Below are 17,784 nucleotides of genomic sequence, written 5' to 3'. Positions count from 1 at the left end.
TAGTTGGTTTTTAAACAGTCTATTGAATTGATTCCAGTACTACTGGCATTTTTTAACAAATACTAGCTAGTTCATAGGGCTTCTTATAAACTCATCATTTTTATGGATTACGATATTTTATTTATCACTATTCATTAGACTAATGAATAGTGATATGAAGCCTGCTAGTGATACGCCTATCCAAAAGATTAAAATACCATTCCATCCCCACCAATCCACTATAAAACCAGTTAGGGCAGCTGCAAGGCCTGAGGCAACATATGAACAAAAATCAAGAAAACCGGCAATAGCAGAAACTCTATTATATTTAGCAAATTTCATAGGGACGATACCTAATAGCAGAGTGTTAGCACCATACATCATTGAAGAAATCAATCCTAGAAGTAGTACAGCTAGAATAATACTAATTCCACCTAGTTTAACCAATAGAAAAACTAATACCATACTAAATGAAAAAAGGATAATTACTGGGATTTTTTCTTCGTTTTTAAATATTTTATTAAGCCATCCCGCAGCAAGTATTCCAAAAAAATTCATAATAGGAATAAACATAATTAAACCAACAGTGGATTTCATATCTATTTTATGGGTTTCCATTAAAAAGGTTGGGCCCCATAGTCCGATACCATCTTTGATAATTCCCTGAGCAAAGCAGGCTATAACTATTAGCCATAGCTTTGATTTATTAATAATAGTTAACAAAGATTCTGAGTTTTTACTAGATTTAACAACAGTACTGCTTATTTGGTCATTAGGCGACTGAAGCCCCACATCATTAGGATGATCCCTAATACATAAATACCATATACAAGAATAGACAAGTATCACTGAGCCTGGCAACCAAAAGGCCCATTGCCAACTGGAATGTGAAATTATTGCCCCGGAAAGTCCCCAGGATAATAAGTACCCTCCAACCATAGATGTTGATATAGCTACTGCTGTACTGCTTCGTTTTTCCTCTGGCAGCCAATGTGATAATGTCTTTACCATTGGTCCCCAAATCATTGACTGAAAATATCCATTGATTGACCACAATAAACACATTATTATTAGACTTGCAGAAAATCCAAAAAGAATATTAGAAACAGCCGTTACAAATAATCCTATAAACATAAATTTTCTACTACTTATTTTATCACCTATATATCCATTAATTAATTGCCCGGCGCCGTAAATCCAAAAAAATAAACTGCCAATAATACCTATCTGAGCTTTGCTCAAATTTAGAGAATTTTGTATTGCAGGAATAGCTACTGAGATATTTACTCTCCCAAAGTATATAGATGCATAGGCTATCCAGCATAATACAAAAATCTTACGCTGCCATTTTTTTATGGCACATGTTGTCATAATAGTTGTACCTCCATTTTATGTGTTATGCTTATAAAATAATACGTATTATATGCAATGTCAAGTAATAATGATTTGTATTGTGTATTCTTGTGGATTTTAACAAAAATAAAAGCATAATATAGTTAAACTTTTCTAGCAATTTTTGGTTTTATTAAAAAATATAAAATAAAATGCAGTAATATCTTGTATATAATACATACAAAATCACTGCATCTGTATAATTGAATTTAAATTTGCTCTATTTATTTACAATAGTAACTCCATGTTTCTTATATTTATCTAATAAACAGGGCTCTAATTTAGAATCTGTTATCACAATTTCAGCTTTATCTAAATCGCATACTTTCATTAGTGCTGATTTTTCAAATTTATTGCTAGTTGTTATTAATATTGCTTTGTTTGATGATTCAATCATTCTTTTTTGAATTTGAATTTCATCAAATCTATAGTCCGTAAAGCCAGCTTCTAAAGAAATACCACTTACTCCAATAAATGTTGTATCTATGTGGAACTTAGAAATATTATCTTGAGCTAAATCACCAACAAGACAAAACTCATCACTTTTATAAATTCCTCCACAGAGTATAACTGTAAATTTATTCATATCCGATAACTCAGCGGCTATGGATATGGAATTAGTAACTATGGTAAGTTTTTGAAAATTGTTCTTTATTGCCCGTGCGATTTCAAAGGTTGTAGTGCCCTCATTTAATGCAATTGATTGGCCATTAGTAATATAACGCATAGCAATATTAGCAATTTCTTGCTTTTCTTCTATGTTCTCATATTTCCTTATGTTTAAAACTGGCGCTTTTATATTAATCTTTTCTAAGACTGCACCGCCATAAACTCTCTTAAGGCAGCCCTCAGCTTCTAGATATTCTAAATCTCTTCTAACAGTTTCAATGGATACACCGAAGAGCTGAGTAAGGTCAGAAACCTTTACTGAATGGTTTCTTTCTAGTAAATCTATTATTTTTTTATATCTGTCTTGAGCTAACAAAAGCTTCACCTCAATATTCATATAGGATTATGTATAAAATTGAAACTATAAAAATTATATAGTATTTTTATAAAAAATTCCATAATATTGCACAAAATTAGTAATAACAACATATATAATCCGCATTTAACTCGTAAATTAGTGTGCTGGGGACAGTTCACAATTTTTGGCTTTTGATCTTGGGGCAAGTAGTGGATGTGCTATTATCGGGTAGTTTAAGAGAAAAGATTTTAAATCCTTTCAAAGACTTTGAAAAAGTAACAGAAAAGGCTGGAATTTATAAGACCTACATGACAGCTACAGAGTTAAAGGGTGAAACTAAAGTAAATGTACAAAATAATGCTTATTTGGATGAAATGATAGATATTTACAATGAGGTCAAATTCTCAAGCTGCCAAGCAGGAGAGAATCAATTGGAATTAGTTAAAAAAGTGTTTGATAATATAAAAAAGTAGTTATAAAAACATAAGCGATAAATAATTGTCAATATGACAAATTATTTATCGCTTATTTTATTTTGATTTTTTTTGTGATGTTTCTAATTTATAATTAGTCAATGATACTCCAAAGTATTTTTTGAAGGTTGTATAGAAATAGTTGGATCTTTCCAGACCTACCCTTTCTAAAATTTCATTTATTGGCAAATTGGTATTATCCAAGAAATATTTGACTTTCTCCATTCTTACATTAAGTATGTATTCTGAAACTGACTTTCTTGTTATTTCTTTGAATAACCTGCCAATATACACAGACGACATATTAAGTCTTTCTGAAATACTGTTTAAGCATAGGTTTTTGTCATGATAATTCTCGTTAATAACATCAATAATATTTTTTGCAATTATATTCGATTTATTGCATTTAATCGTATCTTCTGCATTTGTAATTTCCGAAAATATGTTTATAAATGTCTGGTTGATTTCATCAAGTGTTTCGTAACTGCTTACCTCACTAAAAAATTTAGTAAAAACATTAGAAAAACTTCCGTGGTTATTTTCAATTAAATTATTTGTAGTATTATAGATTGAAAAAATTAAGTATATTATAGAAGCCATAATATTATCATAGGAATAGTTTGATATAGTTGATATGATATCATAATACGCTTCTTTCGCACGTTCTATATTACCAAGCTTTAAAGAATCAAGAATTATTTTTTCTTTGGATGAAGGAAATTTGAAATTATCAGTAAGAATATCCTTCAAAACTGCCGGGGTAATAATAGAAGCATGTCCGTATTTTAACCTATACATAGAAATATTTAAAGTATTATTATATACATAAGTAATAGTATTTTTTTCGTGTGATATATATCCTAATGTAGCAGATAATGATAAATGAAGATACTTTATTACATATTCCTGAATTTCCAAAACTAAAGTCTTAAGATTATCATATATAGATTCAGTCATTTCCCCACTTTCATTAATATTTATAATAATGGCAAAGTGATCAGTGCCCATATCTACAACTTCACAGGTATAGCGTTTAGATATCATTTCATAGGCTATATTTAAAGTTCCATACTTGTATAATGACCTATCTTTTTCATCGAATTCTTCCATAAATTTTTTATAGTGGTCAAGCTTCAATATGGAGATAAGAATATCATTTTCAAAATCGAGCGAAATTCCAAGCTCATCTATTTTATTAGAAGTATCGCTTTTAGACAGAGATTCATTTCCAATTAAGAGTTTTTTCAAATAATCATTTTTTAAACTTTCAATATTATTATTTTGGAGACTTTCCAGCTTATTAGCTTTATCAAATATTTTAATAAAGGTGTTGGAAATGAAGTTTAGCTCATCCATATTATTTTCTGATGCACTTAAATTAATAAAATTCTTCTTTATATTATTTGTAAGAGCATTAATAGGAAAATATAGCCTTTTTGACGCTATAATGGAAAATAGAAGTCCTAAAATTAAAACCATAATACAAAATAAGACAGTAACTAATTTGAGTTTATCAATGCTTGAAAAAACAGATGAATATGGAGTCATGCTAATAAATTTCCATTTGAGCGAACTTGAAGATACATAGGAAAATATGTATTTTTTCCTATTAATAGTTTGAATAAATGATCCGGATGGTGTTTTAGAAGATAAGATATGTTTAATGTAATCTTCGTTGGATATATTTTTCATAAAGTCTTCGCTTTTTGAATGGTTTATTACTAAACCATCTTCATTAATAACAAATAACTCACAGTCCTTGCTGGTAAAACCATCATTTAAGGATAACATTGTATTTCTTAGCCAATCTGAATTTATATTTAAAATGATGGCCCCCCGTGTTTCGTCAGAACTTGCATCGTTATCTTGCATTTTATAAGTATATGTATTAGTAAAATCCGTAGATTTTTCATGATAGGCTGCAGGAGTGGGACACTTTCGGGGAAAAGGCACAAGTTCAGAAGTTTTGTTTTGCTTGTCGTTTTTTATCATATTTACAATTTCTTGATCATAAAAATCAGAGCTTTTATAAAAGGCGCCTGTATCAGTAGAGATAAAGGTATCAAGCTTCCTATTGTAAATATAAAGTGAATGTATATATAAGTTAGGGACAGTTAATGCATCCAAAGTACGACTAGTATTTCCTAAGGATATTAAGTCTTCTGCATCACTGTTCATAAATGCTTTAGTATAATTATTTAAATAAACAGATTTACAAAAGCTGTTTGCCATATTGTCCATGTATGTTGAACTATAGCTTATTTGAGAGAGATATCTAGTGTTTGAACTTTCAAGAATTTTCATAGCTGAATTTGAATAATAAAAATATAGGGTAAACGATATCAGCAATATTAATACAGATATGCTAATGAAAAAATATATTAACAATCTTTTATAGAAGCCAAAGTTTTTTGATATATTTCTAATTATCAACATTATCCCCCTAACCCATTAGTAATCTAATTGAATTCATTATATCATGGGAAAAAGTAAAAATAAATATAAGACATGGCAGGCAAATATGGCATTAAAATGGAAGCAAGTCAAGTGTTTTCAATGGGTATTAGGGGATAATTCAATAAGGTAATATGTAATTTTTAGAGAAAAGTATTAAATTTGTAGATTGATATTTGATGTTTTTGAAGATTTATATTGTTTTTATTGTTTGCTCAATTTAAAGCACATGCTACTATATTTTTAGATTTAGATGACAAAATACATTACATGAAAGGATAGAGTAAAAATGAATAGTTTGGCTAAAGTAAACGTACCCAAAAATAAAAGAAAGTTTTCACATCATCTTTTACCTCATGGATTATTTAAAGAACTTTCTAAGAATAAAGCATTTTATTTAATGATGCTTCCGGGACTTCTATTTATATTAGTAATGTACTATTTACCGATGCTTGGTGTTGTAATCGCTTTTAAAGACTACAATCCTAGAGATGGAATATTCGGAAGCAAGTGGGTAGGTTTTAAAAATTTTGAGTTCTTTTTCAAATCACAATCAGTAGCTACTGTTACGTTTAACACCTTGTTTTACAATATTATATTTATAGTTGTAGGACTTGGATTGGCAGTTTTGGTAGCAATAATGCTCAATGAAATTAGAAACAAATTTTTTTCTTCTTTATATAAGAGCATAATTCTTTTTCCTTACCTTATATCATGGGTAGTAGCTGGATATTTGCTGTTTTCATTTTTGAGTGTGGATAGAGGATTAATAAATCATGTTCTTCAGTTCTTTGGATTGCAGCCTATTCAATGGTACATGGAGCCTTCTTACTGGAGATTTATTATACCGCTTTCTTATATGTGGAAAAATGTTGGTTATCTGTCTGTAATATTTTTTGCAGCTATTACAGGTATTTCATCTGATTACTACGAAGCAGCTGAAATGGATGGAGCAACTGGCCTTCAGAAAACATTCAAGATAACTATACCACTAATCGCTCCTATAGTAATTACTATGTTCCTTTTACAAGCAGGTAAAATATTCTATGGTGGAGTGGGAGACTGGGGACTGTTTTATAACCTTCCAAAAGATTCAGGAACATTATATAGTACAACCGATGTAATCGATACCTATATTTTTAGGTCATTAAGACAATTGAATGATGCAGGTATGACTGCAGCAATTGGTTTATATCAGTCCATAGTTGGATTTGTACTTGTAGTGCTTACTAATTGGCTTGCCAAAAAGTATGATCCTGACAGCGCTTTGTATTAGGAGGAAAGATATATGAGAAGTTTGAAGAGCAGAAAAAAGTTTAGTATTGCAAATGTTATTATAAATTTAGTTTTTATTATAGCTTGTATATTCTGTATTTTACCTTTACTGTTGGTACTTTCTGTTTCTCTGTCTAATGAAAATTCGATTTATAAAAATGGATATCATCTTATTCCACAAGTATTCAGTTTTAAGGCATATGAATTTATTTTTTCAGGAAATTCTCCAGTTTTGAATGCATATTTGATTACAACTATAGTAACTGTTGTAGGAACATTTATTCATTTATATATAACATCAATGTTAGCTTATGGACTTTCAAGAAAAGAAGTGAAATATAATAAGGGACTTTCATTTTTCGTATTTTTCTGCCTGTTATTTTCTGGAGGAATGCTTCCTTGGTATATATTGATAACAAAATATTTGCATATGAAAGATACGATAATTGTTTTAATTTTTCCATACCTTGTGTCATCAGTTAATGTATTAATTATGAAAAACTTCTTTAAAGGAGTACCAAATTCCATTATAGAAGCAGCAAGAATTGATGGCTCCAGTGAGTATAATACATTTTTAAAGATAATTATGCCAATTTCGAAACCTGTATTTGCAACTATTGGTTTATTTGTAGCTGTTTTCTATTGGAATGACTGGATGACATGTTCCCTTTTTATCAATAATAATAAATTGTACGATCTTCAGTTTCTTCTACAATCAATTATGAATAATATTGCTTACCTGCAGGGAAATCCTATGCTTGAAAAGGTTGGTACAAACCTTCCCGATGAAACAGCTAGAATGGCTACGTGTATTCTTGCAATAGCACCTATAATAATAGCGTATCCCTTCATCCAAAAGTATTTTGAAAAGGGACTTACAATTGGCGCAGTAAAAGAGTAACGGACTATTACCAGAGAAATCTGGATTAGTAATATAACAAATCTAGGGGGAATAATAATGAAAAGCATTAAAAGACTTATGGGGCTTGCTATGGCATCCGTAATGGTGTCATCAACTTTATTGACAGGGTGTAACTCAGCAAGCAAAACTTCAGGCGATGCAAAAGACACTGATAAAGAGGTGGAACTCAGCTTTTATTTTCCAAACACACCTCAAAAGGATCTTCAGGGCGTGCAAGACGCTTTAAACAAATTAGTTAAGCCGAAAATAAACGCAACAATTAAGCTTAATCTTGTTGATTGGAGCGCTTATGATCAAAAAATGAGCATGATGGTTGGTGCTGGTGAATCCTTTGATTTATGCTTTACATCTGCTTGGACAAATAACTATTTTCAGAATGCTGGAAAAGGAGCATACAAGGATCTAACACCACTTATTGATAAATATGCTCCTAAGACTAAAGCTTTAGTACCTGATACTTTCTGGAAATCAGTTCAAGTTAATGGGAAAACCTATGCGGTACCAAACTTCCAACAGAACGCTGCCGGATATGGATATTCTGTTCAAAAGCCTATTGCAGACAAATACAAATTTGACTGGAAAAATGCAAAAAGTTGGAACGATTTAACACCGCTTCTTGAACAAGTAAAAAAGGGGACAAATTTAATACCTTTTGAATATGCTAAGAAGAGTGATCCATTTATATCAGGGACAACCATGTATGGTATGGAAGCGCTTGGTGATTCTAAAACTCCAGGATGGATATATTTAAATGATAAGGACCTTAAGGTAGTTAATCAATATGATACACAAGAGTTTAAAAATTATATTAAGACTATGAGAGATTGGTATCAAAAAGGATATATAAGAAAAGATGCAGCAACCTTAAATGATACTATGGCTGATAGAAAGGCTGGTAAATATGCGACTCAGTGGGCACAAATTGATAGTGGAACTACAGATTATGAAAAGTTAGGTTTGCCTTTCCAAGGTAGAATGTTTGGACCTTCAGGTGTTGAATCTTACGATCAAAAGTTTGTAGAACCAATGCTTACAACTGATAAAGCAACATCATCACTTTTAGCAATATCAGCTAATTCTAAAAACCCTGAGAGAGCTATGAAGTTTATTGAACTTCTTAACACAGATAAAGAAGTTTACAATACTCTATGCTGGGGAGTAGAGGGCAAGAATTATAATAAGGTTGGCGATAACAGAATTGAAACTCTTAAAGATGGTGGATATCAGCTTTGGTCTGCATGGGAGTTTGGATATATGGGTAACTCATATTATGATGAGAGCTGGCCAAAAGGTGTAGAAAAAGACGACAAAGGTAATAAGATATGGATAGATTTAAATAAGAATGCAAAAGGATCACCAGCATTAGGATTTGTATTTAGTATGGATAAAGTAAAGACAGAAGTTGCAAATTGTAATGGTGTACTTGACGAATTTTACTATGCACTTAGCTCAGGTTCCGTTGATCCAGACAAGTATCAGCCTGAATTAGTTGCAAAGCTTAAGACTGCTGGTTTAGATAAAATATTAGCAGAAAAGCAAGCACAATTAGATACTTGGAAAAAAGTTAACGGTAAATAATTTATTCTAATATATTAATGAACTATGTATAGTCTTCATTTAAAAGGACATAGAGGCCATTTAAATTGGAGACTATACTGTTTTAAACAATAAAAACCTAAGAAAAAATATTTTAGCAATAGGATGGAGGATCTAAATGAAAAAAGTTACAGCAGTTTTATTAGGAGCAGGACAAAGAGGTGCGGGAGCTTACGCTCCATATGCAATTAAGTTTCCTGAGGAACTTCAGTTTGTTGCAGTTGCTGAACCGGATAAGGAAAGAAGAGAAGAATTTAAAAGGTTACATAAAATTGAGGATAGGTATTGTTTTGAAAGTTGGGAAGAGCTAATGGAACAGCCTAAGCTGGCTGATGCCATATTAATATGTACCCAGGACAGGATGCATTATGAGCCTACAATTAAAGCACTTGAAAAAGGATATCATGTACTGCTAGAAAAGCCTATGTCCTATGATGCAATGGAATGTGTTTCAATGGGAGAATACGCAAAAAAATACAACAGGGTATTCTCAATATGTCATGTGCTAAGGTATACTCCATTTTTTAGAACCATTAAAAAATTATTGGAGGATGGAAGAATTGGAAAGCTTATGTCAATACAGCAAATAGAAAATGTTGCTTACTGGCACCAAGCACATAGTTTTGTAAGAGGAAATTGGAGAAATTCAAAAGAATCCAGCCCTATGATTTTGGCAAAATCCTGTCATGATATGGATATTATATTATGGTTAGTTGGAGAAAATTGCAGCAAGATTTCTTCCTTCGGCTCATTAGGTCATTTCAAAAAAGAAGAGGCACCAGCTGGAGCACCTCTAAGATGTCTTGATGGATGTCCTGCAGAGAAGGAATGTCCTTACTATGCTCCTAAAATATATATTGACTGGATAGATAATTGGCAGGCTGATGTTATAAGAAAGGTTGTTAGCATTGATACGAGTGAGGAAGCATTACTTAAAGCACTAAAAGAAGGACCTTATGGACGATGTGTTTATCACTGCGACAATGATGTTGTTGATCACCAAGTAGTAAATATGGAGTTTGAAAATGGAGTAACTGCAGTATTTACTATGTGTGCCTTTACATATGAAGGCGGGAGATCAATAAAGCTCATGGGTACAAAAGGACAAATTAGATGTGACTTGGATAAAAATGTGATTGAAGTTAGAAGCTTTGTAACTGGAAAAAGGGAAGATATAAATTTAGACGTTAGTGCAGATGGTCACGGCGGCGGTGATTTAGGTATAATGAGAGACTTTGTAGAGCTTGTTAGGAATGAAGGAAAAGTGGAAGGCGTGACTTCAGCAAGTGTATCGGTTCAAAGTCATATAATGTCTTTAGCTGCAGAGAGATCTAGATTAGAGAATAAAATAATTAATGTTCAAGATTACATAAATGAACTTAAAAAAGAAAAGTAAAAAGTAAATTCCATTGAATAGAAAAGCAAGGAAGTATTGCATTGAAAGCTTCATCTCAAGGGCTTAGTGAGTGTGAAGTTTTGATAGAAACTAAATTATAAAAAAAGGAAAAAATACTTCGTATACTATAATAAAAAATAGTCATAATGCAAAGAGTAGCGGGATCATACTACCACTTTTTGCATTATATTTATATTTTAAAGAAAAGTATTAATTTTGAAGTGTACATTCTTTAACATTTATAGAAATGTAATTTTATAAATGTTTTTATCATATGGGCATCATGCTACCATAAGGCTATCCAATTATTTTAATAATAAATAAGATTATTTGAAAGGATGAGTTATTTGAAAGGAAACTGTAAAAAGTTAAAAGGTCAAGTTACGCTGCCTACTGAAATAGGCATGGATAAAGAAATTGCAATGCTTTATGATAAATGGGGCTGCGATGCAGTAAGAGATTGTGATGGCACAAAGCTTCCGGATGAAATAAAAAAGTTAGCTGAAAAAGTGTATTCTACATTTTTTCCTACAAGAGGAGATCAAGCTTGGGCAACTGAGCATAAAGATCAAGCTCAAGAATTATATCTTATGTCAGAGTACAATACTGCTGCAGCAGATACATTAGAAATAGATATAATGGCAGGATATTTTGATCAGCAGTTTCAAATTGATACTGTGCATGACCCTAAGGAGTGGTGGGAGGTTATAGATCGAACAACAGGAGAGATAATTGATCCTTCGTGTTGGGAGTTTGACAAGTCAACGGGAAAGGTAATAATCAGTAATACTAAAAAGTATCATAACTACACTGTAGGCTTCCTTGTATATATGGTTTGGGATCCTACACAAATGTTTAACCATATTACAAATAATTGGGGCGACAGACCTCATGAGATATCAAGTGATATATGCCATGAAGAAACCAGAAAAAATATGCTTAAATATCTTGAGGACTGGCTTAATGAGCATCCAGATACGGATGTAGTAAGATTCACTACTTTTTTCTATCACTTTACCCTTATTTATAACCAACTTGGTATGCCTAAGTTTTTTGACTGGTTTGGTTACGGTTCCAGTATAAGTCCTATAGCAATGGAGAAATTCGAAGAGGTAAAAGGCTATAAGTTAAGACCAGAAGATATTATTGATGAAGGTTATTACAACAATCCTTTCAGGATTCCATCAAAGCATTTTCTTGACTATATGGATTATCAGCAGGCTTTTGTGGCTGCTGCAGCAAAAGAGTGTGCGGATATAGCACATAGGCATGGAAAAGAAGCTATGATGTTTTTAGGAGATAATTGGATTGGTACTGAACCCTTTGGTAAGCATTTCAAGAAGATTGGCCTTGATGCAGTAGTAGGGTCCGTTTCCTATGGAGCACAAATAAGAATGCTTTCAGAGATACCAGGACTTAAATACACAGAGGCTAGATTTATGCCTTACTTCTTTCCAGATGTATTCTTTGAAGGTGGCGATCCTTTAAAGGAGCTTAATTTTTCTTGGCTAGCAGGAAGAAGGGCAATTGCAAGGAAACCTGTGGACAGGATGGGATATGGTGGTTATCCATCGCTTGCGTTGAAGTTCCCAGAGTTTGTAGAAAGAGTAGGTAAAATATGTGATGAGTTTAGAGAAATCTACTCAAATATAGATGGAGATAAGCCATACAGCGCACCTTTCAAGGTGGCGGTATTAAATTGCTGGGGTAAACTGCGTGCCTGGTATGCAGGCTGTGCAGGCCGTGCTTCAGGCTATAAGGCAATATATTCAAGTGGACAGGTAGAAGAAAGTTTATGCGGTATGCCTTTTGAAGTTGAGTATATAAGCTTTGATGATATAAAAGAAAATGGAATACCTGAAGATATTGGAGTAATAATCAATGTAGGTGCAGCAAATACTGCATGGAGCGGTGGCGCAAACTGGCTTGATGAAACAGTAGTTTCAAGAATAAGGGAATTTGTTCATAATGGCGGAGGATTTATTGGCATAGGTGAACCTACTGCATGTCAGCATCAAGGAAAGTACTTTCAATTATCTGACATACTTGGAGTGGAGAGAGAGTTAGGATATTACCTTAATTATCCTAGATATGGCCAGTTGAGTACTGAAGAGCATTTTATAATGAAGGATGTAACAACAAATAAAATTAGCTTTGGTGAAGAAATACCATGGGTCTACGGAAATGGAAAGGATGAAAAAATACTTTCTATGAGCGGAGATTATGTTCAGGTTGCGGCAAATTCATATGGTAAAGGGCGCTCGGCATATTTTTCAGGTTTTGAATATGAACCAGAAAACAACAGGCTTCTCCTTAGAGCTATTTATTGGGTAGCAGGAAAAGAAAATGAGATGGAAAAATGGTATTCCTCAAATATAAATACTGAATGTCATGCATACTTAAGTTCAGGAAAATTTATGGTTTTGAATAATTCCTATGAAAGCCAGGACACAGTAATTTACTATGGAGACAATGATAGCATGAATATTAAGCTAGAGCCAATGGAGTGCAGATGGTTTGAGATATAGTGAGACCAGAGGTAAGATGGGTAAAAGGTTTATAAATCTATATGATGAAGAATATATTTAATGGAATAAGGAGGTAAGAAGCTAAATTATGCTAGGCAGAAAATGGACTTTTTATATATTGCACCATTCACATACAGATATAGGTTATACAGATTTACAAGAAAGAATAGTTTACAACCACATTGACTATATTAGAACCGCGGTAAATATTGCAAAAGAAGGACACAAAGTTGGGACAATTGATAAAAGTTTCAAATGGAACTGTGAAACTTACTACTGTGTAGAAAGATTCTTAGAAGAAGCAACAGAAGAAGAGAAACAAGATTTTTATTCAATGATTAAATCAAACAATATAGGGTTATCAGCAACTTATCTTAATTTTACCGACTTAGTAGATAAAAAAGTGCTTAATAAAAGAACAAAAGAAATGGTTCAGCACTTTAAAGCACAAGGTATAGATATTAAATCAGCTATGAATGCAGATGTTAATGGCATATCTTTAGGAACCCTTGATGTGCTTTTAGATAATGGAATAGAGTTCTTATTTACAAACATTCATACACATCATGGAATGTATCCACTTTATCAAAATCAAAAGCCTTACTACTGGGAAAATAAAGAAGGAAAAAGACTTTTAGTATTTAGTGGAGAGCATTATAACTTAGGTAATGCCTTTGGTTTAATTGATAATGATAATTTTAATCCTATGACAGAAAATTACTTTGGTAAAAATACAAAGCCATTAACCCATCTTGAAAGGCTTAAAGAAAATATAGTTAAGTACTTAACATCCTGTGAAGAAAATGGCTATAACTATAACTTTATCCCTGCTTGTGTATCAGGAATATTTTGTGACAATGCACCACCAAATACAGATATTATAAGAACCATTGCAGCATTTAATGAAGCTTATGGCGATGAAATACATTTAGAAATGGTAACCCTTCAAGAATTTTATGATAATATTAAAAACCAGGTAAAAGATGTACCTGTTTACAAAGGTGACCTCAATGATTGGTGGGCAAATGGTGTAGGAAGTACACCTTATGGGGTTAAACACTATAAAGACGCTCAAAGAATGTACCATTTATGTGAAAAACTAGATAATCAAAATATGGTAAGTAAAAAGACCTTAATGAGAGAAGCAGAAGATAATTTGCTTTTATATGCAGAACATACCTGGGGACATTCAGCTACCATTACAAATCCTTATGATACTATGGTGCAAAACTTAGATATTAGAAAAACAAGCTATGCCTCTAAAGCACATGAAGCCTCCGCTAAAAATTTAAACCGTATCATGCATAGCAGGGGAGATAAACTTAGGTATTATAATTTAAACGGTAAAGTAAAAGCAATCAACGTATCTGATAAAAAAGGCAAAAAAGTTGTGGAATTCTATATAGAAGCATGGGAATACAAGGGAGAAGTAAAAGTAATTTGTGAAACAACAGGGCGAGAAATAAAGACTCAAATATCTTCACATCCAAGGGGTGTGCTTATAAGCTTCGTAGATACCTTTGAGGCTAATGAAGAAAAAGTATACATATATGAACAGGCAGCTGCAAAAATAGAAACAGCTAACCTAAGAGTAGCTCATGCTGGTGCAGAAAGAATAAAGGATATAGTGAACAACTATGATTCAAAAAGCTATAAACTACCTTACCAAATAGAAAATGACTATTTCAAAATAGCTTATGAAATAGGTAAAGGTGTAACATCTTTCTACAATAAAGTAGATAATGTAGAAATGTTAAAAGAAGGAGATGCTAGATTCTTTACTCCTATATATGAAAATACTAAAATTAGAACAAATGTTTATGAAGAAAGAAGAATTTTAGGAAGAAATATAAGAGGGCTTCATTCGAAAAAATACATAGGTCAATTAGTAGAAGTAAAACTCATTAATAATGGTGAAATATTTACCACAATAGAACTTATTTATGAACTCAAAGGTACCTATTTTAGCTCTGTAGTTATCAAACTTTATAACACACTTCCTAAATTAGAATTTAAATATAAAATAGCTAAAACGTTATCTACAGATATTGAAAGCATTTATCTTCCATTAACATTGAATGATCTTGATGCAGCATTATATATAGATAAGAGTGACGCCATTATGCGCCCAGGTATTGATCAAATACCAGGTACTTGTATGGAATATTATCTTGTAGATAATGGTTTGGTTTATGAATCAAAAGAAAATACTATTTTGATTCAAACAAAAGATGCACCGCTTATATATATGGGAGAATTAAAACATCATCCAATAATACTTTGTGATAATAAAGAAGAAAACAATAAAAGAGATGTTTACTCTTGGATTATGAATAATACATGGGAAACAAATTTCAAAATGGATTTATCAGGTATCGTAGAGTTCAATTATACACTAGACCTTATTAGAACAACAGATATAGAGAAAAGCTTTAAAACAATGAAGGATGAAGGTTATGGTATTGTAACTTTTATGATATAGGAGGAAGGGAAAATGTCAAATTTATATTTAGAAAAATTAGTGAAGAATAATTCAAGTCTAAGCATCAGTATAACAAAATATGATGGTTCACATCCAATACAGTGTTATGAAAGCACTTTATGTGAATTGGATGAAACCCATAAGGTTTGTTTTTTAGATTCATGTTGGAATATTAGTTATATGTTTACTGAGGTATCCAATAATAAAGAGGCAATAGATGGAGAAATTACTTTTAAGCTAATAAAAGGTCATTTAGAGCAATCAAATATGTCTGTAAATATTGCCGTAGATAACTGGTCAAAAGAAAACTATGTATTGATTCCCGCCGCAGTATATAACGGAAATAGATTTAAATCCGTAGAGCAAGCATATCCTCCCATGCTTACAAAGGAAGAGGATATAGGAGTTAATATTCCTATTACAATAACCGATGTACCAAGGTTGAATATTGGTAGTGGAATGTCAAGGATAGACCTCCGTGCTGGTGATATGGCTACTCCTGCTATAGGTTTTCATGCAGCAAGTATGAAGAGAGGATTTTTTCTCCTAAGCAATCAGGAGACTTTCTTAGGAGATTCAGGAATCTCAATAGAGGAAAATGAAGATAGAACTAAGGCTGTAATATCACTTTCAGCTCCCGCAGTTAGAAAAGATTATAAGTATGGAATGTGTACCACTAAAAAAATATCTGATGACAGAGGATACGACTTCCATGAAAATGATGAAATTACTTTAAGGTTCAGGTTATATTTTTTTGATTGTGCTGATATTCTTGAGCTGTTTAAATATTTTATTAATATAAGAAAGGACTTAACTGGAAAGGTTTCATTGCACAATGAAATACCTTTCTCAAGTGCCTGGGATATACAACATAGAAAGTATAACAAGGATAATTGGCAGAAAGAATTTGAGTTTTATAGAGTGTCAACGGCTGACTGTATATTTGGACAGTGGCAGACAGGATGGGTAGGAGGAGGAATGAACTCCTTTCCATTGTTATTTGAAGGAAATGAACTTTCAACAGAACGGTCTATAAAAAATTTAGATTTTGCTTTCAGAAAAGCTCAAGCACCTTCTGGACTATTTTACGGAATTGTTTACGAGGGAAAGCCTTATGGAGATGGGTTTAATAATCAAGAGAACCAGTCAACTGTACTTTTCAGAAAAAATGCTGACGTAGTATATTTTATCACTAAGCAGCTTATGCTGATGGATAGGAAAGGGTTTGAAAGCAGAATTTCAGATTCATGGAAGGATGGACTTAAAAAAGCTTGTGACGCTTTTGTTCGCTTGTGGAATAATTATGGTCAATTCGGTCAATTTGTTGATATTGAAAAGGAAGAAATTGTTATAGGTGGAACTGCCAGTGCAGGAATTGCACCAGCAGCCCTTGCCTTAGCAGGTCAATATTTAAAAAATGATATATATTTAAAAGCTGCAAAAGAATCTGCTCAGTATTTTTATGATAATTTCACAAAAATAGGAATTACAAATGGCGCTCCAGGAGAAATATGCCAGTGTCCTGATAGTGAAGCAGCTTTTGCCCTTCTTGAATCCTATATAGTACTTTACGAAACAACAGGAGAGAAAAAATGGATAAGTATGGCAGAAGCTGCAGCTAACCAGTGCGCTACATGGTGCATGTCCTATGACTATAGATTCCCTGAAGGTTCTCCTTTTGGAAAGTTAGAAAGACATTCTGCAGGAGCAGTTTGGGCAAATGTACAAAACAAGCATGCTGCGCCAGGTATTTGTACTTTGTCGGGAGATTCACTATTTAAGCTGTTTAGAGCCACAGGAAACTATTTGTATTTAGAGCTTTTACAGGAAATAGCCCATAATATCTCACAGCATTTGTCTAGAGAAGACAAGCCATTAAGGATTTCTTGGTACTTTGACAATGATGAGTATAATGGTGATGCCAGTGGTAATGGTAAGTATATACCTAGCGGCTGGATGAATGAAAGAGTTAATACAAGTGATTGGGAAGGGAAGGGAAATATCGGTGCTATACCTGGTGGTTCATGTTGGTGTGAGGTTTCTAATATGCTGACCTATGTGGAAGTACCAGGTGTATATATTCAGAAAGACACTGGATTCGTTTGTGTTATCGACCATATTGAAGCAAAAGTGGTTGAAAATAGTGAGCAAAGATTAGTTGTTGAATTAAAGAACCCTACTAAATTTTCAGCGGAAGTAAAAGTGCTGGTAGAGAATACTTGGGATATGGAGAAAGTATTGGGACAGAATGCAATGATTAATTGCCAAAGGATAATTCTTAAGCCGTATTCAAGTGGAACCTTAGTGTTTTAGTGGAGGA

The 17,784-nt window shown here is 32.6% G+C and carries 11 protein-coding genes; 8 read left to right on the top strand and 3 right to left on the bottom strand.

The window, feature by feature from the left end:
• Positions 1-117: 117 nt before the first annotated feature.
• Positions 118-1,350 carry an MFS transporter gene (locus JK636_RS02505; protein ID WP_202747253.1) on the bottom strand — a complete coding sequence of 411 codons (1,233 nt, stop codon included), beginning with the start codon at positions 1,348-1,350 and terminating at the stop codon, positions 118-120.
• Between the two features lie 241 nt (positions 1,351-1,591).
• The gene (locus JK636_RS02500; protein ID WP_202747252.1) at positions 1,592-2,356 is read right to left on the bottom strand and encodes a DeoR/GlpR family DNA-binding transcription regulator; all 765 of its coding nucleotides are present in this window, start codon (positions 2,354-2,356) and stop codon (positions 1,592-1,594) included.
• A 191-nt stretch (positions 2,357-2,547) separates the two neighbouring features.
• Here JK636_RS02500 and JK636_RS02495 point away from each other — a divergent pair, with 191 nt between their 5' ends.
• Positions 2,548-2,811, top strand: a complete 264-nt coding sequence (locus JK636_RS02495; protein ID WP_202747251.1) for a hypothetical protein — start codon at positions 2,548-2,550, stop codon at positions 2,809-2,811.
• A 57-nt stretch (positions 2,812-2,868) separates the two neighbouring features.
• On the opposite strand, the gene JK636_RS02490 is transcribed toward JK636_RS02495, so the two are convergent.
• Positions 2,869-5,244 carry an AraC family transcriptional regulator gene (locus tag JK636_RS02490; protein WP_202747250.1) on the bottom strand — a complete coding sequence of 792 codons (2,376 nt, stop codon included), beginning with the start codon at positions 5,242-5,244 and terminating at the stop codon, positions 2,869-2,871.
• Positions 5,245-5,554: 310 nt separating this feature from the next.
• Here JK636_RS02490 and JK636_RS02485 point away from each other — a divergent pair, with 310 nt between their 5' ends.
• The 7 genes from JK636_RS02485 (at position 5,555) to JK636_RS02455 (ending at position 17,777) form a co-directional block, all read left to right on the top strand.
• Positions 5,555-6,541: an ABC transporter permease gene (locus JK636_RS02485; RefSeq protein ID WP_202747249.1), complete on the top strand. Its 987-nt coding sequence runs from the start codon at positions 5,555-5,557 to the stop codon at positions 6,539-6,541.
• A gap of 12 nt (positions 6,542-6,553) precedes the next feature.
• The gene (locus JK636_RS02480; protein WP_202747248.1) at positions 6,554-7,441 is read left to right on the top strand and encodes a carbohydrate ABC transporter permease; all 888 of its coding nucleotides are present in this window, start codon (positions 6,554-6,556) and stop codon (positions 7,439-7,441) included.
• 57 nt (positions 7,442-7,498) lie between these two features.
• Positions 7,499-9,040, top strand: coding sequence for an ABC transporter substrate-binding protein (locus JK636_RS02475; RefSeq protein ID WP_202747247.1), 1,542 nt, complete (start codon positions 7,499-7,501; stop codon positions 9,038-9,040).
• Positions 9,041-9,176: 136 nt separating this feature from the next.
• Positions 9,177-10,454: a Gfo/Idh/MocA family protein gene (locus tag JK636_RS02470; protein WP_202747246.1), complete on the top strand. Its 1,278-nt coding sequence runs from the start codon at positions 9,177-9,179 to the stop codon at positions 10,452-10,454.
• 347 nt (positions 10,455-10,801) lie between these two features.
• The gene (gnpA, locus tag JK636_RS02465) at positions 10,802-12,982 is read left to right on the top strand and encodes a 1,3-beta-galactosyl-N-acetylhexosamine phosphorylase (RefSeq protein ID WP_274601581.1); all 2,181 of its coding nucleotides are present in this window, start codon (positions 10,802-10,804) and stop codon (positions 12,980-12,982) included.
• Positions 12,983-13,070: 88 nt separating this feature from the next.
• A complete protein-coding gene (locus JK636_RS02460) occupies positions 13,071-15,464 on the top strand; it encodes a glycoside hydrolase family 38 N-terminal domain-containing protein (RefSeq protein ID WP_202747244.1) in 2,394 nt (797 codons plus the stop codon).
• A gap of 12 nt (positions 15,465-15,476) precedes the next feature.
• Positions 15,477-17,777 (top strand): YyaL domain-containing protein, encoded by a 2,301-nt coding sequence (locus tag JK636_RS02455; RefSeq protein ID WP_202747243.1) that lies wholly within the window; start codon positions 15,477-15,479, stop codon positions 17,775-17,777.
• The last annotated feature ends 7 nt before the right edge of the window (positions 17,778-17,784 follow it).

Origin of the sequence: Clostridium rhizosphaerae, from assembly GCF_016765585.1 — a bacterium.
Lineage (GTDB): Bacteria > Bacillota > Clostridia > Clostridiales > Clostridiaceae > Clostridium_AT > Clostridium_AT rhizosphaerae.
This window is presented reverse-complemented; position numbering and strand designations above follow the sequence as displayed.

Coding starts and splice junctions, on each gene's coding strand:
- JK636_RS02505 (WP_202747253.1), bottom strand. CDS start 1,350: ATGACAACATGTGCCATAAAAAAATGGCAGCGTAAGATTTTTGTATTA.
- JK636_RS02485 (WP_202747249.1), top strand. CDS start 5,555: ATGAATAGTTTGGCTAAAGTAAACGTACCCAAAAATAAAAGAAAGTTT.
- JK636_RS02480 (WP_202747248.1), top strand. CDS start 6,554: ATGAGAAGTTTGAAGAGCAGAAAAAAGTTTAGTATTGCAAATGTTATT.
- JK636_RS02475 (WP_202747247.1), top strand. CDS start 7,499: ATGAAAAGCATTAAAAGACTTATGGGGCTTGCTATGGCATCCGTAATG.
- JK636_RS02470 (WP_202747246.1), top strand. CDS start 9,177: ATGAAAAAAGTTACAGCAGTTTTATTAGGAGCAGGACAAAGAGGTGCG.
- JK636_RS02460 (WP_202747244.1), top strand. CDS start 13,071: ATGCTAGGCAGAAAATGGACTTTTTATATATTGCACCATTCACATACA.
- JK636_RS02455 (WP_202747243.1), top strand. CDS start 15,477: ATGTCAAATTTATATTTAGAAAAATTAGTGAAGAATAATTCAAGTCTA.